The organism is Paraburkholderia sp. BL9I2N2, from assembly GCF_004339745.1.
Lineage (GTDB): Bacteria > Pseudomonadota > Gammaproteobacteria > Burkholderiales > Burkholderiaceae > Paraburkholderia.
In genome coordinates this window covers 288,297-309,890 of sequence record NZ_SMGP01000005.1, presented here as the reverse complement: position 1 = coordinate 309,890, position 21,594 = coordinate 288,297, and the positions used below count along the sequence as shown (strand labels likewise).

19 protein-coding genes and 2 pseudogenes are annotated in these 21,594 nt (G+C 61.8%); 11 read left to right on the top strand and 10 right to left on the bottom strand.

Features of this window, described 5'->3' with window-relative positions; all coding sequences use genetic code 11:
* Positions 1-697: 697 nt before the first annotated feature.
* Positions 698-952, bottom strand: a pseudogene (locus tag B0G74_RS47260) (DNA-binding protein); the annotation flags it as partial.
* Between the two features lie 168 nt (positions 953-1,120).
* Between B0G74_RS47260 and B0G74_RS43025 the strand changes: the two are divergent.
* Complete coding sequence (locus B0G74_RS43025) at positions 1,121-2,020, top strand: arylsulfatase (RefSeq protein WP_342960201.1); 900 nt, start codon at positions 1,121-1,123, stop codon at positions 2,018-2,020.
* A 38-nt stretch (positions 2,021-2,058) separates the two neighbouring features.
* Here B0G74_RS43025 and B0G74_RS43020 read toward each other — a convergent pair whose 3' ends face one another.
* Positions 2,059-2,400, bottom strand: a complete 342-nt coding sequence (locus B0G74_RS43020; RefSeq protein ID WP_243658581.1) for a hypothetical protein — start codon at positions 2,398-2,400, stop codon at positions 2,059-2,061.
* Positions 2,401-3,122: 722 nt separating this feature from the next.
* Here B0G74_RS43020 and B0G74_RS43015 point away from each other — a divergent pair.
* Positions 3,123-3,755: an XRE family transcriptional regulator gene (locus tag B0G74_RS43015; RefSeq protein ID WP_132383780.1), complete on the top strand. Its 633-nt coding sequence runs from the start codon at positions 3,123-3,125 to the stop codon at positions 3,753-3,755.
* A 30-nt stretch (positions 3,756-3,785) separates the two neighbouring features.
* Here the strand turns inward: B0G74_RS43015 and B0G74_RS43010 are convergent, their stop codons facing one another.
* Positions 3,786-6,785 carry an FAD-binding and (Fe-S)-binding domain-containing protein gene (locus tag B0G74_RS43010; protein WP_132383778.1) on the bottom strand — a complete coding sequence of 1,000 codons (3,000 nt, stop codon included), beginning with the start codon at positions 6,783-6,785 and terminating at the stop codon, positions 3,786-3,788.
* A 40-nt stretch (positions 6,786-6,825) separates the two neighbouring features.
* Entirely contained in the window at positions 6,826-7,863 is a 1,038-nt protein-coding gene (locus B0G74_RS43005) for a DUF1338 domain-containing protein (RefSeq protein ID WP_132383776.1), read from the bottom strand.
* A gap of 167 nt (positions 7,864-8,030) precedes the next feature.
* Between B0G74_RS43005 and B0G74_RS43000 the strand changes: the two genes are divergently transcribed.
* On the top strand, positions 8,031-8,963 hold the full coding sequence (locus tag B0G74_RS43000) for a LysR substrate-binding domain-containing protein (RefSeq protein ID WP_207915807.1): 933 nt from the start codon (positions 8,031-8,033) through the stop codon (positions 8,961-8,963).
* Positions 8,964-8,982: 19 nt separating this feature from the next.
* Here B0G74_RS43000 and B0G74_RS42995 read toward each other — a convergent pair.
* Positions 8,983-10,117: pseudogene (locus B0G74_RS42995) on the bottom strand (VOC family protein).
* Between the two features lie 216 nt (positions 10,118-10,333).
* Positions 10,334-11,317, bottom strand: coding sequence for a pca operon transcription factor PcaQ (pcaQ, locus tag B0G74_RS42990; protein WP_132383774.1), 984 nt, complete (start codon positions 11,315-11,317; stop codon positions 10,334-10,336).
* Between the two features lie 108 nt (positions 11,318-11,425).
* Between pcaQ and pcaH the strand changes: the two genes are divergently transcribed.
* On the top strand, positions 11,426-12,130 hold the full coding sequence (gene pcaH, locus B0G74_RS42985; protein WP_132383772.1) for a protocatechuate 3,4-dioxygenase subunit beta: 705 nt from the start codon (positions 11,426-11,428) through the stop codon (positions 12,128-12,130).
* A 3-nt stretch (positions 12,131-12,133) separates the two neighbouring features.
* Positions 12,134-12,721 carry a protocatechuate 3,4-dioxygenase subunit alpha gene (gene pcaG, locus B0G74_RS42980; RefSeq protein ID WP_132383770.1) on the top strand — a complete coding sequence of 196 codons (588 nt, stop codon included), beginning with the start codon at positions 12,134-12,136 and terminating at the stop codon, positions 12,719-12,721.
* Positions 12,722-12,868: 147 nt separating this feature from the next.
* Here the strand turns inward: pcaG and B0G74_RS42975 are convergent, their stop codons facing one another.
* Complete coding sequence (locus B0G74_RS42975; protein ID WP_132383768.1) at positions 12,869-14,101, bottom strand: serine hydrolase; 1,233 nt, start codon at positions 14,099-14,101, stop codon at positions 12,869-12,871.
* Between B0G74_RS42975 and B0G74_RS46110 the strand changes: the two genes are divergently transcribed.
* Positions 14,074-14,229: a hypothetical protein gene (locus B0G74_RS46110; protein WP_165924043.1), complete on the top strand. Its 156-nt coding sequence runs from the start codon at positions 14,074-14,076 to the stop codon at positions 14,227-14,229. The genes B0G74_RS42975 and B0G74_RS46110 overlap by 28 nt on opposite strands.
* 26 nt (positions 14,230-14,255) lie before the next feature.
* Here B0G74_RS46110 and B0G74_RS42970 read toward each other — a convergent pair whose 3' ends face one another.
* Complete coding sequence (locus tag B0G74_RS42970) at positions 14,256-14,519, bottom strand: H-NS family nucleoid-associated regulatory protein (RefSeq protein WP_106282679.1); 264 nt, start codon at positions 14,517-14,519, stop codon at positions 14,256-14,258.
* Positions 14,520-14,984: 465 nt separating this feature from the next.
* Here B0G74_RS42970 and B0G74_RS42965 point away from each other — a divergent pair, with 465 nt between their 5' ends.
* From B0G74_RS42965 to B0G74_RS42955, 3 genes are all read left to right on the top strand, one after another.
* Positions 14,985-15,620, top strand: coding sequence for a LysE family transporter (locus B0G74_RS42965; protein ID WP_132383766.1), 636 nt, complete (start codon positions 14,985-14,987; stop codon positions 15,618-15,620).
* Positions 15,621-15,914: 294 nt separating this feature from the next.
* Positions 15,915-16,118: a cold-shock protein gene (locus B0G74_RS42960; RefSeq protein ID WP_012428559.1), complete on the top strand. Its 204-nt coding sequence runs from the start codon at positions 15,915-15,917 to the stop codon at positions 16,116-16,118.
* A 290-nt stretch (positions 16,119-16,408) separates the two neighbouring features.
* On the top strand, positions 16,409-16,633 hold the full coding sequence (locus tag B0G74_RS42955; RefSeq protein ID WP_132383764.1) for a hypothetical protein: 225 nt from the start codon (positions 16,409-16,411) through the stop codon (positions 16,631-16,633).
* A gap of 108 nt (positions 16,634-16,741) precedes the next feature.
* Here B0G74_RS42955 and B0G74_RS42950 read toward each other — a convergent pair whose 3' ends face one another.
* Positions 16,742-18,373 carry an acyl-CoA synthetase gene (locus B0G74_RS42950; RefSeq protein WP_132383762.1) on the bottom strand — a complete coding sequence of 544 codons (1,632 nt, stop codon included), beginning with the start codon at positions 18,371-18,373 and terminating at the stop codon, positions 16,742-16,744.
* A gap of 155 nt (positions 18,374-18,528) precedes the next feature.
* Here B0G74_RS42950 and B0G74_RS42945 point away from each other — a divergent pair, with 155 nt between their 5' ends.
* Positions 18,529-19,275 carry a Crp/Fnr family transcriptional regulator gene (locus tag B0G74_RS42945; protein ID WP_132383760.1) on the top strand — a complete coding sequence of 249 codons (747 nt, stop codon included), beginning with the start codon at positions 18,529-18,531 and terminating at the stop codon, positions 19,273-19,275.
* A gap of 182 nt (positions 19,276-19,457) precedes the next feature.
* Entirely contained in the window at positions 19,458-21,017 is a 1,560-nt protein-coding gene (locus tag B0G74_RS42940) for a methyl-accepting chemotaxis protein (protein ID WP_132383758.1), read from the top strand.
* Between the two features lie 110 nt (positions 21,018-21,127).
* Here B0G74_RS42940 and B0G74_RS42935 read toward each other — a convergent pair whose 3' ends face one another.
* Complete coding sequence (locus B0G74_RS42935) at positions 21,128-21,481, bottom strand: transposase (protein WP_132383756.1); 354 nt, start codon at positions 21,479-21,481, stop codon at positions 21,128-21,130.
* Positions 21,482-21,594: the final 113 nt, after the last annotated feature.

Genomic DNA, 21,594 nt, shown 5'->3' with positions numbered 1-21,594 from the left:
CCTCTTGCGACAGCTGAGCCGCTTCTTGCGACTTCACCTGAAAGGCGTCGCGCAAAGTGGCGATTTCCTGCTGCGTCTGATCACGTTCCTGCGTGACTCGCATGACTTCATCATTCTTGCTCGAGACAAGCGCGGCCGACTCCTCATGCGCCTTGCGTTCCTGTTGAAGCAACGCGTTTGTCTCCTCCATCTTGGACTGGGCCACCGACGCACGCCGCGCGAATTCCTCAATGCGCGCCTCCGCCGCTTCAGCACGCGACGTGGCCGCGCTCGCCTCTTGCGACCATCGCGTCACTTCTTCTGTTTTCGCCTGACTGACGTCGCTCAACGTCGCGATCTCGTGCCGCGCCTGATCACGTTCCCGCGTGATCTGAGCGACTTCAGCGCTTTTGTCCGCGAGAGAGGCGGCCAACCCTTCGCTCGTGAGCCGTTCCTCGTCGAGGGATGCATTCACCGTCTTCAGCTTGGCGTCTTGCGCGGACGCTTGCTGAACCAGTTCGCCGACATGGGTCTCAGCCGCTTCAGCGCGGCCGTTGGCGGTCGCGAGTTCCGCTTCGAGGCGCTGAGCGGCACTTTCCGACGCGCTCAGCGCGTCCGTCAGCGCGCTGAGTCGATTGCGCCCCGTTTCGATCTCATCAATCGTCTTTTGATATTCGGCGAGCGCCTCGTCCCGTTCCGCGAGGGCCGCTTCGAGATCCTGGTTCACCGTGGCGAGACGTTGGTTGAACGCCTTCTCCGCATCGTGTTGAGACGCCGCCCAGATCCGATCCGCGGCGCTGATCACCGTTTCGGCGAGGCCCTCCGGCAATCCGGGCTGGGCCTGCACTTGCGGCATTTCCGCCTGCCGCGCTTCGCGCCAGCGTTGCAAGGCCGCGACTATCGCCACTAGTGAACCGCCGCGTACCTCTTTCCAGATTGTCACTGGCGACACTCTTCTGCCTTCTTCGACCATGCGGTCGGCGATTGCAGCGATCTGCTCATCGGTGATGGTGTCTGTGTCCGTGGACATATGCGCCTCAAGAATCAATGTAGCGGGGCGAAAGGTTAAATTTTCAATACGTTACTACGTCTGCGAACGTCCGGCGACGTTCGGGATACAAGCTAAATGACAGCTAGCAGGATGCGAACCGATGATATTAGGGCTCAACGGACTTCCCGAATGCACGGAACAACGGCCCATAAGGCGGCTATATCGTCGCGGATCGCTCGCGCAAGAGAGGTAGCGGCGATACCGGTAGAAGAGCTTGCCTTGTTAGCCCGCAACGACGTTGCAACAATGCAGGCGAACCGATTGGGCCGCCCGTCGGCGCGAAAGCCACGAAGCGGCGTCGACGTGACACACCTGATACCGAGGCATACGGCCATGCGCATTTCGTTTCTGCATACTATGGATGGAAACCTGCAAGTGTTTGAGCAGGCAGCCAAAACGCTTGGGATGCGGGCGGAAGATCTTCAGCATGAAGTGAGGGCGGATCTTCGCGAGGCTGTCGATCAAGCGGGGACGTTCTCCGACGAGTTGCGAGCCCAGACAAACCAGCGCCTTCTCGCGCTGGCAGCCGATTCCGATGCTGTCATTCTGACTTGCGCCACGCTCGGGCCGGCCGTGGCCGATATCAGGAGTCCCCGTGTGCCTATCGTCCGAGCGGACGTCGCTTTGGCTGCGGCGGCAGCAGAAGCGGGCGGAAGAATCGTCGTGTTGTGTGCCGCTGAATCGGCAATCGAATCGGCCAGGAAGCTCTTCGCGGAGCACGCAAGCAAAAGCGCGGCATCGGTGGAGGTCGTTCACGTTGGCCACGTTTGGGCGCTGTTCAGAGCGGGCGACGTTCAAGCATGCCTGGCAGCGACCGCATTGTCTGCGGATCAGGCGTATGAGGCGGGTGCGACCGTTGTCGCGTTCGCTCATCCGTGGATGGCGCCCGCCGCCGATCTCGTCCAGAAGGGAAGACGGCCGCTCGATAGTCCGAGCGCGGCGCTGCACGTTGCAACGCGGCGATTCAGCGAACGCCCGGGTCACGCCTGACCGGGATCGAAGCTAAATCAGCCGCACTTCAAATCCGCTCACCACGGTGATCGCTTGTCGCTTCGTCCAAAATGCACGACGCGTGACTCAGCTTCGTCCACGGCGAACACGGGCGCAGTTTGCAGTTGCTGTTCGTGCAAATCGAGAAGCCTGGTGATCGGCACGCAGTCCGCTGCCGCGATCAGCCAGATTTCTTCACTCGCGCTACGGGCGGCTGCATCCAGAATACGTTCGGCATCGATATACAAATCACGCTCCAGCGCACCGAATCCGGCCTGCTGAAGATACCAGGCCAGGTAAAGCGCCTTCACCAGTTTCGCCAGCAATTCGCCGTTGCCCTTGCCCGCCTGAAATGCGGCCAAGGCGAGATGCCAGCGCAACGACTGTTCTCGCACGTATGTCGCGGTATGCGGCAAGAGCTTGGCTTTGCCAAGCGGCTTTCTGCGCGCCTGATTCCCCGTTGGTCGTTTTTTACGATTCTGAGACATGGATCGTTTATCTTGTCGATGCTGCTTTTAATTCCAGCATCGTAATGCATACGACAAAGAAAAATCCACCATCAAGGCGATTTAACATAATTTATTGATATGCCATTCGCATACCAGGCTTTGTGATTAAATGAAAGCGGTCTATTGATATTTGGCAAGCATCTGTTTTTCTTAATCTTTCCTTAATCGGTTGACCGGGATTGCTTCGCCGGCCGGGGAATGACGTTATCAAGGCTAGCGGATGCCACGACAGCATAGCGTGTAGCGCAATATCTTAACTAATGCCTTCCTTCCAAAGCCGGTGCGATTATCAAGCCCGCTATATAAAACGAGACTTGCAACCTAAGTTAATAGTTGGTCCAGCCACAGCACCGCCGCTGCCGGCCATACGCAAAGACTAAAGTTTCCAATGAGAAAAACACGCGCAGATCCCCCACGGTTCGATCGCGCTGATCCTTTCCGCCGCATAAAGCCAAGCGCGACCGCTCAAAGCGCCACCGATGGCCCTACCGCCAACACCCCAACCCTCCCCGCGAAACTTGCGGCTCGCCCCAAATGTTATTATCGGAAACAACACCGTCCCCCTAAAGCGCGCATTCGAAGCATCAAGCCCCATGGACACCCATCTCTCCAAACCCGCCGATCCGTCCACCACCGACCTCGGCCGCCGCGTCCGCGCCGCCCGCCAGGCGCAGGATCTGACGCTGGAAACCGCCAGCCGCCTGTGCGGGGTGTCCCGTTCGACGCTCTCCAAGGTCGAAAACGGCCTGATGTCCCCCACATTCGACGTCCTGCAGAAAATCGTCCTCGGATTGAAGATCGAAATCGGCGAGCTGTTCGGCTCGACACCGAAAGTCAGCGCCAGCGGGCGTCGCGCGCTGACCCGCAAAAACGAAGGCCAGCGCCACGCGTATCGCGGCTACCAGATGGAGCTGCTCGCCACCGACCTCGCGCACAAAGCGATGCTGCCGTTTCGCATCCGCATCTCCGCGCACACACTCGACGCATTCGACGACTGGGGTCGTCACGAAGGCGAGGAATTTCTGTATGTGATCAGCGGCAGCGTGTGCCTCTATTCGGAGTTGTATGCGCCGACGCATCTGAACGCCGGCGACAGCCTCTACTTCGACAGCCGCACCGGTCACGCGGCGGTCTCCACGAGCGAAGAAGACGCCGAAGTGTTGTGGATGGCGACCAGCGCCGACATTCCGCAAGCGCCGGTCGCCATTGAATCGACGAAGAAGTAACGCAAGCACCTCAGTGCGCATGAATGCGCTTTAGCGCGCCGCCAACGCCCGCTGCGCAAGTTGCGCAATATGCATTGCGTGACGCCCCGTGCCCTGCTCGATCTGCTCGCGGCAACTAAAACCGTTGGTCAACACGATCGTCTTCGCGTCCGCCGCACGCACCGCGGGAAACAACTTGTCTTCGCCGATCTTCGTGGACAGCGCGTGATGCTCCGCGTTAAAACCAAACGATCCGGCCATGCCGCAGCATCCCGTATCGAGCAGCTTCCATTTCACGCCGAGCTTGTTCAGCAACGCGGTATCGCCCTGCATGCCGAACAGCGCCTTCTGATGACAATGTCCGTGCACGATAACGTCCGCGTCAAGCGTCGGCCAATCGAACGGCTGACGCGCGACGAAATCGGAGAACAGGAAAGTCTGCGCCGACAGTTTCTTCGCTAGCGGATGGCCGGGCAGTTGCTTCAGCAATTCGTCCTTAAACACCGATAGACAACCGGGTTCGAGACCGACGAGCGGCACGCCGGCGGCGATATCGTCCGCGAGGTCGTCGAGAATGTGCGTGAGCAGTTCGCGCGCTCGTTCGAGCAGGCCAAAGTCATAGAGCGGCCGCCCGCAGCACAAACGGTTCTTCGGCAACATGACGTGCCAGCCCAGTTGCTTTAAAACATCGGCGGCGGCCTGCGCGATCTCGGGCGTAAAGTGATCGTTGAACGTGTCCACCCATAGGATGACTTTCTTCACCTCGCCGCGAACATCACGCGCCGTTTGCGGCGAACGCTGTGCGATCTGCCTGTACGTGGCATCCGCGAATCGAGGCAATTCACGCGTTTGCGCGACGCCGGCCAGCCACTTGCCGAACGAAGACAAACCCGGCGCCGACGTCATGAAGTTCGTCAGACGTGGCAAACGCGCCGCCCACGGCGCCCATTCGCCGATCCGTCCCATGAACAGCGCCTGCCGTGGCCTACGATTCGTCTCGTAGTAATGCGATAGAAATTCCGCCTTGTACGAAGCCATGTCCGTATGCGTCGGGCAATCGGATTTGCAGCCCTTGCACGCGAGGCACGTATCGAGCGCTTCCTTCACTTCGCGGCTTTGCCAGCCGTCGGCGATCACATCGCCTTGCAGCATTTCCCAGAACAGATGCGCGCGGCCACGCGTCGAATATTTCTCTTCACGCGTCGCGCGATAACTCGGGCACATCGTGCCGCCTTCGAGCGAGCGGCACTTGCCCATGCCGATGCATCGCTCGATCTCGCGCTGAAAACCGTCGCCTTCCTGGCTCGCGAACGTCAGTCGGGTTTGCAGCGTGACCGGCTTGTAAGCGGGCCCCATGCGCAGGTTCTCGTCGACGCGATATGCGTGCACGACCTTGCCCGGATTCAGACGATTGGCCGGATCCCAGATCGCCTTGGACTGCTCCATCGCCTGCATCAGTTCAGGGCCGTACATGATCGGCAGAAACTCGGCCTTCGCCTGGCCGTCGCCGTGTTCGCCCGACAGCGAGCCGCCGAATTCGACCACCAGTTCGGCCGCTTCGCGCAGAAACTTGCGCCACGTCGCGACACCTTCCGCGCTGCGCAGATCGAAGGTAATGCGCGCGTGCACGCAGCCATCGCCGAAATGGCCGTAGAGACTCGTCTCGTAACCGTAGCGATCCACCAGCGCCTGGAACGCCTGCAGATAGTCGCCGAGACGCAACGGATCGACCGCCGCATCTTCCCAGCCGACCACCGGGTCCGGCGTGCCGGAATCGACCGATAACGCCACCGCCGACGCGCCGGTCTCACGAATCGACCACACCTTCGCCTGCAACGCGCGATCTTCGACGAGCATCGCGGACACATTCGGCCCTGCTTCGCCCGAGGCAAAGTAAGCGGCGGCGGCTCGCGCCTCGCGCATCACATCGTCTTGCGTGTCCGCGCCGAATTCGAGCACGACCCACGCATCGCCTTCAGGCAGCAACGCGATCTCGTCCTTCTTCAAACCGCGCGCCTGCAAACCGCGAATGATCGCGCGGTCGAGTCCTTCGATAGCGATCGGCCCGCAGCGCATGAAATGCGGCACGGCGTCCGCCGCCGTATAGATATCCGTGAAGCCGACCACGACGATCACGCGCTTGGCCGGGCTCTTCACGAGACGCACTTTCGCCTGCAAGGTGAGCGCGCAGGTCCCTTCGGTGCCGACCAATGCACGTGCGACGTTAAAGCCGTTTTCCGGCAGCAGTTGATCGAGATTGAAGCCCGACACACGCCGCTTGATCTGCGGGAATTTCGCACGAATCTGCTCGGCGTAGGTGTCGCGCAGTTGCTTCAGCGCGGCGTAGATTTCACCCTGACGGCCACCTGCCGCGATGATGCGTTCGAGTTCCTGATCGGATGTCGGACCGACCCAGAAACGCGCGCCGTCGAAGGTCGCGATTTCCAGCGCTTCGACGTTTTCGACCGTCTTGCCGGCCATCACCGAATGCGCGCCGCACGAGTTGTTGGCGATCATGCCGCCGAGCGTGCAGCGGCTATGCGTCGCCGGGTCGGGTGCGAAAGTGAGGCCATGCCGCTCCGCCGCATCGCGCAAGGTATCGCAGACCACACCAGGTTCGACGATCGCAACACGCTCGACCGGATCGACCGACACGACACGGTTCACATACTTGCTCGCGTCGGCGACTACCGCGACGTTGACGCACTGCCCGTTCTGCGACGTGCCGCCGCCGCGCGCGAGAAACGGCACGTCGTTGCGGCGGCAGGCGGCGAGCGTGGCCAACAGGTCGTCGACGTCCGCGGGCACGACGACGGCGAGCGGCACTTGTCGATAGTTCGACGCGTCCGCCGCATACAGCGCTTTAGAGCCCTGGTCGAAGCGCACTTCGCCGCGCACGTGGCTGCGCAAATCGGCTTCGAGCGCCTGCATCACAGCGGCGCTGCCCGCAAAAGGCGTGGCGATGCGCGGCGTCTTCTTCAACGCGCGGCGGCCGGCACCGTCCAACTCATCGACGCTTGCGCCTTGCTCTTCATCAAATGACGTTCCCACTGCGCTCCCCGTTTCTCGTGCCGATGCCGCCGATTCGCGCTCAGGCAGCCTGGCTCGCGGTCATCTTGAAGATGCCCTGTGCGTTGCCCGCGTCGAAACGCAGGTCCGTTTCCCAACGACGCGCGTCCTGATCGAAAGTCCGCTTGCGCGTGATGAACTCGTAAAACGAGCCGGGCACTTCACGCGTCACGATGCCGCCGTCAGCCGTGCGGAACTCGCGCTGAACGAGGTCCGCGCGATACGCCGTCTGAAACACGCGGCCCGAGCGCGAACGCTCCACTTCCGGTTTCATCGGACGACCCTTGGCCTTCTCGTCGTCGGAGAGTTGAAAGACATCCGCGACGCGATCGGTGGCGTGATTGAAAGCGTTACCTTCGGTGGCGATCCATGCCATCTCCGCCGATTCCTTCAACAATACTTCGTAATCGGCTTCGCGTGGCATGTCGTGCTGCCGCGCGAACGCGCCGACGATCACCGGCAGCAATTCATACGCCGCTTCGAGCGGCAGCACGCCGTCACGCTCGAGTTCCCACAAGTGGCCAATGGCGCGCGGCGTCAACGGATCGCGCGACGCGCCGATCACGTTGGTCACGGCCTGCTGAAATTCTGCCGAGAACCGCTCGGGATGCAATTCGCTGACGAAGAACTGCGCGATTTCATCGGGCGCGTCGTCGTGCGCCCAGGCGCGGCCGGTCATGCCGAGGCGGTCGAGTGGATAGCGGCCGTTGATGCTGAAGCCGAGCGGACGAAGAATGCGTGCGAACGCGGCTTCACCCGTCGGCAACGCGCCGCTGTGCGGCCAGCGCACCGTGCGCAACGCGCCGTGATCGAAGTACACGCTGCCGCCTGCTGCGATCGTCTCCTCAGTGTACTGGCGGCCGTTCGCCGAGCGCGCCAGCAGATCCTCGAACAGCGCCATGTTCATCGCCTGCGCGAGTTCGGCGCGCGTGACGATGCCGTCCTCCCCTTCGTCCAGAATGCGCGGATGATTCAGCGTCGCAAAGAGCCGGGTGGTTTTGTCGGCGCCGAGCAGTTTCAGCAGCAGTTGTTCGACATTCGCATTCTTGATGTTTCGCATAGCGGTTCTCTACGTAACTTTGACGGGCACTGATTGACATGTTCGAGCAGACCTGCCGGTGCAGGTGCAAGCCGCAGGACGGCACGATCGAAGGCGTGATTATTCAAACCTGCCGGCTTGCCGTAAAGCGAGATAAAATCGCCACTTGATGCGTTTTTGGAATCAACGTGCGAAAGTTCAAGATCCCCAACATGGGCGCGCTGCTCGCTTTCGAAGCCGCCGCGCGGCACGAGAGCTTCACGCATGCGGCGCGCGAACTCTTCCTGACCGAGAGCGCGGTCTCGCGGCAGATCAATACGCTGGAGAGCAATCTTGGCGTGCGGCTGTTCGTACGCGTCAAACAGCGCGTGGTGCTGACGAAGGCAGGCAAGGTCTATAGCGCGCAAGTGCGGCGCTCGCTGGAACAACTCGATCGCGACACGCTGTCCATCATCGCGCACGGCAGCGGCGGCGGTTATCTGGAGTTGGCCGTTCTGCCGACTTTCGCGTCGCAATGGCTGATTCCGCGGCTCGCGGCATTCAATACGCAATATCCGGACGTGCGCGTGAACATGGGCGTGCGAACCGGCACGTTCCCGTTCGCCGAGACCCATTTCGAGGCCGCGATTCATTACGGCAAGCCCACATGGCCGGGGACGTCGGCGGATTTTCTGTTTAGCGAGGAGGTGGTGCCGGTGTGCGCGGCGACTTTGCTGAAGCGGCCCGTTCAAGGCGCCGCCGAGCTTCTGGACTATCCACTGCTGCATTCCACCACCCGGCCTGACGGCTGGGCGTCATGGTTCGCCAGCATGGGCGTCGACGACAACCGGACCATGCAGGGCGTGCGCTATGAACTCCACACCATGCTGATCAGTGCGGCCGCAGCCGGTCTCGGCATTGCGCTGGTGCCGCGCTTTTTCGTCGAAGCGCAACTCGACCAGCTTGGGCTCGTGATTCCGCTCAACGCGCCCGCCGTCGCCGACTCCGCGTACTACCTCGTCTATCCGACCGAGTTGAGCCATGGCAAGCCGCTGGCGAGTTTCCGCGAGTGGCTGTTGCACGAAGCCGCCGCCTACAGCGCGGTGAATCCTGAGTTGGGCGGCCCGCCCGATACCCGTTGAGCCGGCGTCGGATCAAACCTCAAGCGCCCGCTTGTTCGCGCGCCTTTGCCAGCGCGCTCAAATTGCCTTCGCCGAAGCCGTGATGACCTTGGCGCTGGACGATCTCGAAGAATATTTCGCCGGCGCGGCGCCGCACGAAGGTTTGGAAAAAACAGCAGCGGCACGCCGTCCGCGCCGATCTCGCCGTCCACCAGCACGTGCGTGCGCTTGAGCCGCGCGACGTCGAGCCCATGACCCGGCAGACGCGCGTCGAGTTGCTCGTAATAGCGTGGCGGCGGCTCGACGAACTCGACGCCGTTCGCGAGCAATTGTTCGACGCACGCGAAGATGTCGTCGGTCGCGAGGGCGATATGCTGCACGCCTTCGCCCGGATGGTCTGGCAGGTACTCATGCATAAGGTTGGTCCGGCTCGTGCCTTCCTCGTACAAGGGCACGCGGATCGCGCCGCACGGCGACACCATCACGCGCGATTCCGCCGAGACATGCCAGTTGGCGTGCAACTCGTGAATCTCGCGGAAGTTGAGCAGGTCGCGGTAGAAGTCGAGCCATTCTTGCATCCGGCCCTCGCCGACCGTTTGCGTCAGGTGATCCACCGCGACGAGGCCGGTGCCCGCATGGCTCAAGTCGGCATGCGCCGTGTCGATTTCGATGGGCCGGAAGTCGATATCGAAGATCGAGATATCACCGAGGCCGCCACGCTGGCCGCCGCGGCCGCGCCAACGGTCGACGAAATAGATGTGCGAGTCGCCGATGCCCTGAATGGCCGGAATCAGCAGCTCGCCCGTGCCGACCTTCTCGCCTTCGAACGCCCATGCGCCGAGTTCGATCGCGCGGTCGAAGGCGCGCTGCGCGTCCGCCACGCGAATGCCGATCGCGCAAATGCCCGCGCCGTATTCCTCGGCATAGCGCGCGGCGAACGAATCCGGCTCGGCGTTGATGAGGAACTGCATCTCGCCCTGACGATAAAGCGTGACGTCCTTGCTGATATGCCGCGCAATCGCCTTGAAACCGAGTTTGGTGAAGGTTTCGCCAAGCGCCTGCGGATCGCGCGCGGCGAACTCCACGAATTCGAGTCCGGCGGTGCCGAGCGGATTGTGCTCAGGCGCCGACACGGCGCGCAGCGCGGCGTCTGGAGTGGGCAAGTCGCTGGGCATGACAATCTCCTTTACAGTCTTTCGACGCTGTTCCTGCTGTTTCCGGTGTTCGGTGCAAGCCGCCGCCACATCCGCAGTGTGACACCACGGCTTTTGCACCGTGTTTGTACACCGGGTAGCCGGGCGTCCGCAACCTTCATTTTGTACCGGATGGTTCACACGACGGCGCGCCGCATGCCTCGCGGCGCTCATCACCATGATTGAGTACCGGACGCCCTATTTGCGGCTCCGTTTCTGCACCCTTTTACCGGCTGCCTTGTCCGCGCTCGACGCCATGCGCTGCTGCGCGACCTCGCGCACCGCCTCGATAAACGCCCGCCCGACCGGCGACGGCTGCGTGTCCGAGCGGCGGATCAATCCGACCGGCTCGCCGGTGCCGGCAAAGGGCAACGGCAAACGGACCAGCATGCCGTGCGCCAGCTCGTATTCGACAGCGCTCAGCGGGACGAACCACACCGCGTCGTTCTCCAGCGTCAACGCGCGTCCCGTCGAAACCGACAATACCTCGACGAACGCCGACAACGGCGGCACGCCCCACGCGCTCAGCAGGCTGTCCGCCGATTGCCGGATCAACGTGCCGAACGGCGGCAACACAACCGGAAAATCCTCGAGCGAGGTTGCCGGTAAGCCCGCGCCCGCCGCGAGCGGATGCCCGGCGCGCACCACCGCGATCAACGGCTCGCTGAACAGTTGCTCGAAACTGAGCCCGACCATACGCTCGGGATCGGCCAGACGTCCGATCGCAAATTCGATCGTGCCCGCTTTCAGGCGCTCGAGCAATTCCGGGTTGGCGCCGGTCGCGAGGCGCACGATCACGCGTGGCCACAGCGTGGCGAACTGCTTGAGCACCGGCGGCATCAATGCCGCCGCGACGGTCGGCAAGATGCCGATTTCCAGCGTGGCCGCGGCCGCGCCTTCCGCGCGCGCCAGCAGATCGACACCCTGGCGCAACGCGCTGACGCAGGCGCTCGCGTGCGGCATGAAAAGTTGCCCCTCGCGGGTCGGCACGGCGCCGTGGCGGCCGCGCTCGAACAGCTTCACCCCGAGAATCGCTTCGAGTTCGGCAACGGTCTTGGAGACCGCGGGCTGAGTGATCGACAGGCTGTCAGCGGCCCGCTGGACGCTGCCGAACTGCGCGACGGCCAGAAAGCACTGGAGATGACGGAATTTGACGCGGCTATCCGCGAGACTGCGTTGCATAACGGCAGGTTATACGAAAAGGGCGAAAACGTCATTTTGCATAACCTCTCAGGTTGGATAAAGTCTTTCCATAACGCCGTATCCCACAATTCCTCGAAGGAGACACTGATGGACGATTCCTTTCTCAGCGCGCGTGACTTCACGTCGCATCCCGCTTACGTCTACCCCGGCTACGGTTCGTCGGTCAAACGCGGCCCGACGCGTCCGCTGATTCCGCTGAAGGAAAAGCTGCGCGATCAGCGCGTGCCGGTCTACGGCACCGATGACCTCGGCGCGCTCGACCACGACCTGACGCGTAACGCCGTACGCAATGGCGAGCCGCTTGGCGAGCGCATCATCGTGACGGGCCGCGTGCTCGACGAAGGCAACCGCCCGGTGCGCAACACGCTGGTCGAAATCTGGCAAGCCAACGCCGCCGGCCGCTATGTTCACAAGGCCGACCAGCATGACGCGCCGCTCGACCCGAATTTCCTCGGCGCGGGCCGCTGCATCACGGACAACGAAGGCCGCTACCGCTTCCTCACGATCAAGCCTGGCGCGTATCCGTGGGGCAACCATCCGAATGCGTGGCGTCCGAACCATATCCACTTCTCGCTCTTCGGCGACCATTTCGGCTCGCGCCTCGTCACGCAGATGTACTTCCCCGGCGACCCGCTGCTGGCGTTCGACCCGATCTTCCAGGGCACGCCGGAGCACGCCCGTGACCGCCTGATCGCGGATTTCTCGCTCGACACCACGCAAGAGGCCTATGCGCTCGGCTACGACTTCGACATCGTGCTGCGCGGCCGCAACGAAACTCCGATGGAGCGCTAAGCCATGACGACCCTCAAGCAAACGCCTTCGCAAACGGTCGGACCTTACTTCGCGTACGGTCTGTGCCCGCAGCAGTACGATTTCGACTTCAAGAGCCTGTTTACGCCCGTTCTGGCTGACCGCGAAGCGGCCGGCGAGCACATCACGATCGTCGGCCAGGTGTTCGACGGCGACGGCAAGGTGATCGGCGACGCCATGCTCGAAGTGTCGCAAGTGGACGCGAATGGGCACTTCCCGGAGTCGCGCGACGAAATCCTGAAGACCGGCTTTCGCGGTTTCGCGCGTGTCGGCACCGGCACGGATCCGCACAAACGCTTCGTCGTGGAAACGGTGAAACCGGGCCGCGTCAGCCCGGATGAAGCGCCGCATCTGAATGTGATCCTGACCATGCGCGGCATGCTGCTGCACACTTTCACGCGTGTCTATTTCGAGGACGAAGCCGCGGCGAATGAGAAAGACCCCGTACTGGCAACGGTTCCAGCGGACCGGCGCGCCACGCTGATCGCGCGCCGCGAGCCGCATGTGGCTAACGTCTACCGCTTCGATATCTACATGCAAGGCGATAAGGAAACCGTATTTTTCGATCTTTGACGCGGTTTTTCTACACTTTCATATAGCTTTCACATACACTGAGCATGATCCTTCTAGCGACTGGATCGCGATACTCCGAGTAGTTGAGCCCGCCTTGCGCGGGCTTTTTTTTGGTCTTTTTCGGCCTTCTTGTCTGATGAATACCGCTTAGCGCAACGAACAGCGCAGCCAGCGGCTGATTCTCGTCACGTCGGCAATGTGATCGTGCGCGCCTGGCGCACCCAACACCACGATGTCGACCGGCCTGCCGTGCACCCTCATTCGCACGACAACACAATGTCCGGCCTCGTTGATGAAGCCGGTTTTCTGCAGAACGATCGAGCGGTCGCCGCCTCGCACCAGCGCATTCGAGTTGTGATAACTCAGGCTAGCTCGCCCGCCGCCGGGTAAAACCACTTGCGCGCGATCGGTGGAATAAGCGCGAATCAACGGAAAACGGCTGGCCGCGGCGACCAGCAACGACAAATCCCGCGCTGTCGAAACGTTTTGCGGCGACAAGCCCGTGCCGTTCACAAACGACGTATGCCGCATACCGAGAGCGCGCGCCTTCGCATTCATCGCGGCGACGAAGCCCGGACGGCCGCCCGAATAATCGCGACTGAGCGCGGCCGCAGCGCGGTTCTCCGACGACATCAGCGCAATATGCAACATGTCATGGCGCGACAGCGTCGAACCGACACTCAAACGTGAACCGGTGAACTTGTCGAAATCCTGGTCCTGAACCGTAACGTTAAGCGGCGCATTCAATGCATGCCTCGTGTCGAGCGACACGACGGCTGTCATCAGTTTGGATACCGAAGCGATTGGCATGACTCGGTCAGCCTGCTTTTCGGTGAGTACGGTTTGCGTTCGTTCGTCGACGACGTAGACGGATCTGGCGCGCAGCAACGCGCGCGATTTCGACGTATAGCCGCAGCGCGCCAGCAGGCGAAGCCCTTTATGCGGCATCGACGCGCGCGACGCTGATAAATGTTGCGTATCGCGCTTTGCCGGCAACTCTGCGGCCCGCCTCGCGCCGCGCGCATCCCGCGCATTGCGCACAGCTTGCCGGCGATGTTTGGGCGCGGCCTTGCTGGCATGCATCGTCCGTTCGGTGCCCGTCACGTGCTTGCGCTTGTGCGTGACACGACGCCGAGCCTTGCCGGGAGTGGGCTTCTTCGCTTTGCTCGGCCGTTTGGCTTTCGCTTTGGACGTGTGCCTCGTGGACGTTTCGACGTGCCGGCTCACGCGCACGGACGGCTGCCGTGCAGGCTGGTGGGCCGCACCAAACGACCCGCCGATATTCAGCCACAACAGGCCGAATACCGCGAGACAGCGGAGCCACGCAGGGAAACGACAAGCAGGAAATTCAGATGAAGGAGTTCGACGACCGTACGGCATGCAGCTTCCAGTTCTGTGCCGCATGCGCCCGTAAGAAAGGGCACGGAATCGGCAACGACGCGCCGATCTTAAGGCAGATCGTGCATGCGATCAACGGCAAAGGAACGCGCCGGCAGGCTATGCGATAACCGCGCGCAAGCGGCAGACGCCACTCTCAGCAACGGAAATGATCGATGTTCTGTCCAGCGTAAATCGCGCGCGCGAGCCAGTCCGGTTTATCACCGTGACCGTCCCACGTATTGCCGTAGGCGTCGCGATACATCACGGCCCGGGTCGCGGCCGCATCGGTTTCGATCGCTTCGGCGAGCGCTTCTATCGTAATGCCGTATTCGTCCATGCGTCGGCGGATCCATGCGACCAGGCGCTCACGGGCATTCCCGTCGAAGTCGAGCTGCCGTTGTTCTCCAAGCTCTTTCATAACGTACCGGTGTCGCGGCTAATAATGCTCGCGTTAGAAAAGCAAAAGGCTTCGCTAAACAACGCGAAGCCTATGCGTGATTCAGATGGCTCGAGTGCGAATCGAACTCGCGATGCCTCTCCCGATGCGGGAGAACTCGCACCTGGAAATCATGCCCATTAAATCTTGGATTATGGGGAATTCGTCGGCAACCGGATCGAATTGCGCTCTTGTCTCGCCCCGTGGTTCGGGGCTGCTTCAGCGTATGGAAAGCGATTCTAGCATCCAATTTCTTTTGCTTGCAGCAATGAATTGTTAGTCCGCGTTGCAGGGCTTTTCAATTGCCATTGGGTTATCCAGACTGTTAGCAGAAGCGGCAATACTCATCGACAAGAATGAGCGCGAAGCAAAGGGACAAAAGCAAAGCCTCGCACTCTCATGTTATGTTTCACTGATAGCACGCTAGCGCACAGGAGACACTCGACCATGACCGCTTCAACCGCCATCATCACCATCCTCGTCGCACTCCTGTTAGGCGCCATGAGTCCGGGACCGAGTTTCGTCATCGTCGCCCGTAATGCGATCGGCTTGTCGCGCGGCGATGGTCTCGCCACCGCCATTGGCATGGGCGTCGGCGGTGTGTTCTTTAGCGGCATCGCGTTGCTCGGTCTCTATACCTTGCTGGCGAGCGTCGAATGGCTCTATGTCGGCCTGAAAGTGGCGGGCGGCCTCTATCTGATCTACCTGGCGTCGAAAATCTGGCGTGGCGCCGCCAAACCGCTCGCCTTCGATGCCACGCAAGCGGTCCAGGCCAATGCCCGTAAATCTTTCTGGATCGGCTTGAGCACACAACTCAGTAATCCGAAGACAGCCGTTTATTACGGCAGTATCTTCGCGGCCCTGCTGCCGCAACATCCGCCGCTGTGGTGCTACTTTGCATTGCCGCCTGCGATCTTCGCTATCGAAGCCGGCTGGTACACCGTTGTCGCGCTGTGTTTTTCGAGCAAGCGACCGCGCGAAATTTACCTGCAATGGAAAGCCTGGGTCGATCGCGTCGCCGCGAGCGCCGTCGCCGCGCTGGGATTGCGCCTCATCCTGACGGCACACAGAGTGGGTATCTGAAACGCGTTGCCGCTCGAACGGCTTGCCGTGCCGCGTCGCACGGCAAGCCGGGAACCAGGGCTCTATCGGCAAGCGCGCAGCGCAAGCCGTTCGCGGCACCCGGCAAAACAGTTACAAGATAAGTGTTGACGTTGATACACCCCGGCGGTTACTGTGGCATCCGAAGTTCAAGAAGTTCGATTGCTGTTCATCAATGTCTCGCTCCCTCAGCGGTATTCGTTGTCCTCTCCCTCCTTGACGCTTCAGCGCTCTATCACAGAGCACATCTTTCTATTTTTACCTCAAGGATTCTTCATGGATACCGGTACCGTTAAGTGGTTCAACGACAGCAAAGGCTTTGGCTTCATCACCCCGGACAAGGGCGGCGACGACCTGTTCGCACACTTCTCCGAAATCAGCGGCGACGGCTTCAAGACGCTGGCTGAGAATCAGAAAGTGAGCTTCGAAACGAAGCAAGGCCCGAAGGGTCTGCAAGCGGCTAACATCAAGCCGCTGTAAGTTTGAAGGGCTCGGTGTCCGGCAACGGACATCGGGCTGCAGCGACATCCTCGCGGAGCTTTGTCTCCCACAGTTTGCGCGTATCGCTTTGAGCTGCATGCCATTCAAGCAGCTTGCCTGAGCGCCAAACGCCTCGTTGCACCTCATTCTCCCCTCCGGCTTCAACGCCCATTTTTCGCTTTTCCGACTGCGTCAGGATTCGGCTCGCAATGGCTTGAATCAGCTCGTCCGCGCGACTCGTACAAGGGTCCGCAAGGCAGGCGCGCACTCGAACATCATTAAAATATAAAATGCAAAACAAACATATTCATCACTACAACGGCTATGCCGTCAAACCCTCGGCGCATCGTTTGCCCGATGGCACTTTTTCATCCAATCTGCTGCTCGAACGCGCCGACAGCGCGCGCACCGAAGGGCGCTACCAGTTCTATTCGCTCGATTACTTCACGAACGAAGAACAGGCTTTGCAGCACTCGGCACGCTGGGCACGTCACTGGGTCGACACGCGCGGCTAAGCGCGCGACCAGCGCGATCCTGCGCGATAGCGCGCACGTGATCCACAGCGCGCAGTACCGGCACTGGCGTGCCATTCGGCACGCCACACCGTCACACGCGCAACCGCATCATGGCTTTTCTTCGGCCTTGATACGCGCGCGCAGTTCGAACTTCTGAATTTTTCCCGTCGATGTCTTCGGCAATTCGCCGAAGCGCACCGCTTTCGGCAACTTGTATCCCGCAAGAAAGAGCCGGCAGTGCGCAATGATCTCTTCCGCGCTCACCTGCGCGCCCTCCTTGAGCTCGACGAAGGCGCACGGTACCTCGCCCCACTTCGCGTCCGCCATCGCCACCACGGCGGCTACGGACACCGCAGGGTGACGGTACAGCGTGTCTTCGACCTCGATGCTCGAGATGTTCTCGCCGCCGGAAATGATGATGTCCTTGCTGCGATCGCGAATGCGGATATAGCCATCGGGCATCCGCACGCCAAGATCGCCGGTATGGAACCAGCCGCCCTGGAAGGTGGCGTCCGTCGCACGTTCGTTCTTCAGATAGCCCTTCATGCAGATGTTGCCGCGGAACATGATCTCGCCGATGGTCTCGCCATCGGCGGGCACGGGTGCGAGCGTGTCCGGGTCGAGCACGGTCACCGCCGCTTGCAGGTGATAGCGCACGCCCTGCCGCGCGTTCAGTTCGGCGCGCGCGCTATCGTCGAGCGACTCCCACTCTTCCTGTTTTGCGCAGACCGCGGCCGGCCCATAGGTTTCGGTGAGTCCGTACACGTGCGTGAGATCGAAGCCGATCTCCTTCATCTTCGCGATCACCGCCGGCGCGGGCGCCGCGCCCGCCACCATCGTCGACACGCGATGCTCGATGCCCTCGCGCCATTCGGCCGGCGCGTTCGCGAGCGCGCTCTGAACGATCGGCGCGCCGCAATAGTGCGTGATGCCTTCGCGGCGAATCAGATCGAACACCGTCTTCGCATCGAATTTCCGCAAACAGACGTTGACGCCGGCACGCGCGGCCACCGTCCACGGAAAACACCAGCCGTTGCAGTGGAATAACGGCAAAGTCCACAGGTAGACCGCGTGCTTGGGCATATCCCATTCGAGGATATTGCTGAGCGCGTTCAGATACGCGCCGCGATGGTGGTAGACCACGCCCTTCGGATCGCCGGTCGTGCCGGAGGTGTAGTTCAGCGCAATGGCGTCCCATTCGGCGGCCGGCAGGGTCCACGCGAATTCGGGGTCGCCGGATTGCAGGAACGCTTCGTAGTCTGTCGCACGGATGAATTGAGCCGGATCGGCGGGCATCGCGTCCGCCACGCTGATCACGCGCAGGTCCGGAAATTCCAGCGCGGCACGATGCGCGAACTCGCCGTACTCGGTATCGACGATCAGCGCCTTGGCCTCGCCGTGGCGCAGCATGAACAGCAGCGACGACACGTCGAGCCGCGTGTTCAGCGTATTGAGCACGGCGCCGGCCATGGGCACGCCGAAGTGCGCTTCTATCATCGGAGGAATGTTGGGCAGCAAGGCCGCGACCGTGTCGCCACGCTGAATGCCGGCGCGCTGCAGCGCGCTGGCCAGCCGCCGGGCGCGCTCGTAGGTCTCTCGCCAGTTGCGGCGAATCTCCCCATGGACGACCGCCGGCCGCTCACCGTAGACTTCCGCTGCGCGCACGATGAAATCGATCGGCGTTAGTGGGACATAGTTGGCCTCACGGCGCTCGAGGCCTGCTTCGAACATGTGCTTCATCGGATCGTCTCCAGAGGCGCTGGTCGCGCCGTCGATTATTCTGACTGATGAACTAGGCTAACAATTGCCATGGTGAACTGTCTGTCATTCAAATGACAGAGTGGCGCGCCCTGGCGCTGCCACACCCACATTCGCCCGAAAACCCGCAAGCTGCCATGAACGACGCTCCGCTCACCGCCCCCGCCGACGCCCGCCCGCGCAAGCCGGAACGGGTCGCGCGCGCAAATCTGCCGGGCCTGTTCGCCACGTGCGCGTGGTTCCGGGCGCTCGCCGCCGAGCATCAGGCCTTGGTGCTCGCCAGCGCGCACGCGGAGCATCTGGAAGGCGGCGCATGGATCGCGCGCCGCCAGGAGCCGTCGGACTACTGGATCGGCGTGCATTCCGGCCTCATCAAACTTGCCATCTATAGCCCTTCGGGACGCAGTTGCACGCTGTCCGGCGTGCCGCGCGGCGGCTGGTTCGGCGAAGGCAGCGTGATCAAGCGCGAACTGCGCAAATACGACGTGGCGGCGATTCAGCCCTCGCTGGTCATGTTCGTGCCGTCGGAGACGTTCCACACGCTGCTGGAGTCGAGCCTGCCCTTCACCGGCTTCGTGATCCGGCAACTGAACAACCGCATGGGCGAATTCATCGCATCGATTCAGAATAGCCGACTGCTCGATGTCGACGCGCGCGTCGCACAGGCGCTCGCGCAATTGTTCAACCCGGACCTTTATCCCGACACCGGCCGCACGCTGGCCATTTCGCAGGAAGAAGTCGGCCTGTTGGCGGGCGTGTCGCGTCAGCGGATCAATCAGGCGCTGCAAAACCTCGAACGGCTGCAAATTTTGCGCCTCTCGTATAACCAGATCGACGTGCTCGACCTCGAACGCCTTGGCGCGTTCGGCCGGGAACAGATCTAGCGCCCAACGCCCTGCCAGCCCCGTTTTTGCCCCGCATGTTTCGGCGGTCGCCTACGCGCGGCCGTTCGACTGTTTTTTGAGCAACCGGATAAAGAAAGCGCCGCACGCGCCGTTATGCGAGCTATGCAGCGCAGATTGCAGCCTCTCCCTATTCCGAGCTCAACGTATTGTCGAATCCGATAATGAACCGTCTGACACTGAAACAGAAATTGTGGGTGCCATTGCTGCTGTGCTGGGCTGCGCTCCTGATCGTGACCGTTGTGAACGCGTACGAAGCACGTAACGGTCAAATGGACGCACGGCGCGCGGATCTGGCCGACGTCACGGACATGGCGGCATCGATCGTCGCGGACTATGCGAAGCAGGCCGACGCCGGCAAGCTCTCCGCCGACGACGCGAAGCAACAAGCCATTGCCCGCGTCAATGCCCAACGCTACGGTGCATCCGGCTACGTGACAATCGTGCGCAGCGATTCGGTCATGATCGATCATCCGATGAGCCCGAAGCTCAACGGCAAGGACATGAGCGGTTTTCGCGACGCCAAAGGCAACGCGCTGTATCACGACATCGCCCAGGCCGGCGGTTCGGCGGCCGGCGCCGGCTACCTGCGCTACTGGTGGCCGAAACCCGGCGAGACGACGCCTAGCGAGAAGATCGGTTATGTGAAGCGCTTCGCCCCGTGGGGCTGGGACTTCATCGCCGGCGCTTACATGGACGACATCCAGGCGCAGTTCTACACGACACTCGCGCGCTCGGCCGGCATGCTGGTGGTGTTGGGCGTGATGGTGTCGTTCGTGGCGTCGCGCGTGGTGCGCAGCGTGTCGCGCTCGATCGGCGGCGAGCCTTCCGCGGCGGCTTCGATTGCGATGCAGATCGCGCGCGGCGATCTGGCCACGCGCATCGACCTGCGCCGCGACGACAAGTCGAGCCTGCTGTTCTCGTTGCGTGAGATGCGCGATCAACTCGCGGCCACCGTCGCGCGGATCAAGACGTCGGCGGAGACGATCACCGTCGCTTCGAAAGAAATCGCCGCCGGCAATCTGGATCTGTCGAGCCGCACCGAGGAACAGGCCGCGTCGTTGCAGCAGACTGCCGCGAGCATGGACGAACTCACCAAGACCGTCACGCAGAACGCCGACAACGCGGCGACCGCGTCCGAACTGGCCGGTGACGCGTCGGCCATCGCCGCGCGCGGTGGCCAGGTGGTCAACGACGTCGTCGAGAAAATGGTGGGCATCACCGATAGTTCGCGCAAGATCGGCGAGATCATCAGCGTGATCGAGGGGATCGCGTTCCAGACCAACATTCTGGCGCTGAACGCCGCGGTGGAAGCTGCGCGCGCCGGCGAAGAAGGCCGCGGCTTCGCGGTGGTCGCGGGCGAGGTGCGCAATCTCGCGCAACGCAGCGCGACAGCGGCCAAGGAAATCAAAGTGCTGATCGATCAGTCGGTCGCGCAAGTCGGCGAAGGCTCGACGCTCGCGGGCAAAGCGGGCAGCACGATCGGCGAGGTGGTCGACGCGGTGCGCCGCGTGACGGCCATCATGAACGAGATTTCGGCGGCTTCGAAGGAACAGAGTTCAGGTATCGGCGAAGTCAATCTTGCCATCCGTCAGATGGACGATGTGACGCAACGCAATGCCGCACTCGTCGAGCAGGCCGCCGCCGCGGCCGGTTCGCTCGATGAGCAGACCGAACAACTGCGACATGCCGTCGCCGTATTCAAGGTCGAGCAAACTGCGTGATTGAGTGACGGTCGGTCTTTCCAGATCCGCAGACCTTCTGACCGATTAAAGAAAGGCTGTCGCCGGGAACCCGGCGACAGCCTTTTTATTTGCCGTTGCGAAGCCGCTAGCTATGCAGCACTCACACCGCTCCTTCGCGTAACAGGCCGCTCCAGAATCGCGTCGGTCCCGAACAGCGTGAACACGATGTCGGCCAGCACGCCCGACTTCTTCCAGCGCAGATAGTAGCGATGCGCCGTCTGATACGGCGCATAGCGCTCCGGCATCGCGCTCCAGGGCGCGCGTGCGCGCAGCACCCACATCACGCTATTCACCACCCAGCGGATATCGATGCTGGGACGCCCGCGCCGAGGTCCAAGGGCCTTCATTTCAGGCAGCAGCGGCACGATGCGATGCCATTGCTCGTCAGTGAGATCGTGATTGGTCGGCAAATGAGGTTGCGTCTTTCGGGCGGAATTATCCATGCGGTAAAAGCGCGCGGCCGCCGCGTACAGGCTGGCGTCGCCGCGAAATAGCGTCTATCAATCAATGGATTTCAGACTAACCGAAGCACGCTTCCGCGAAGGTTAACTCTTGT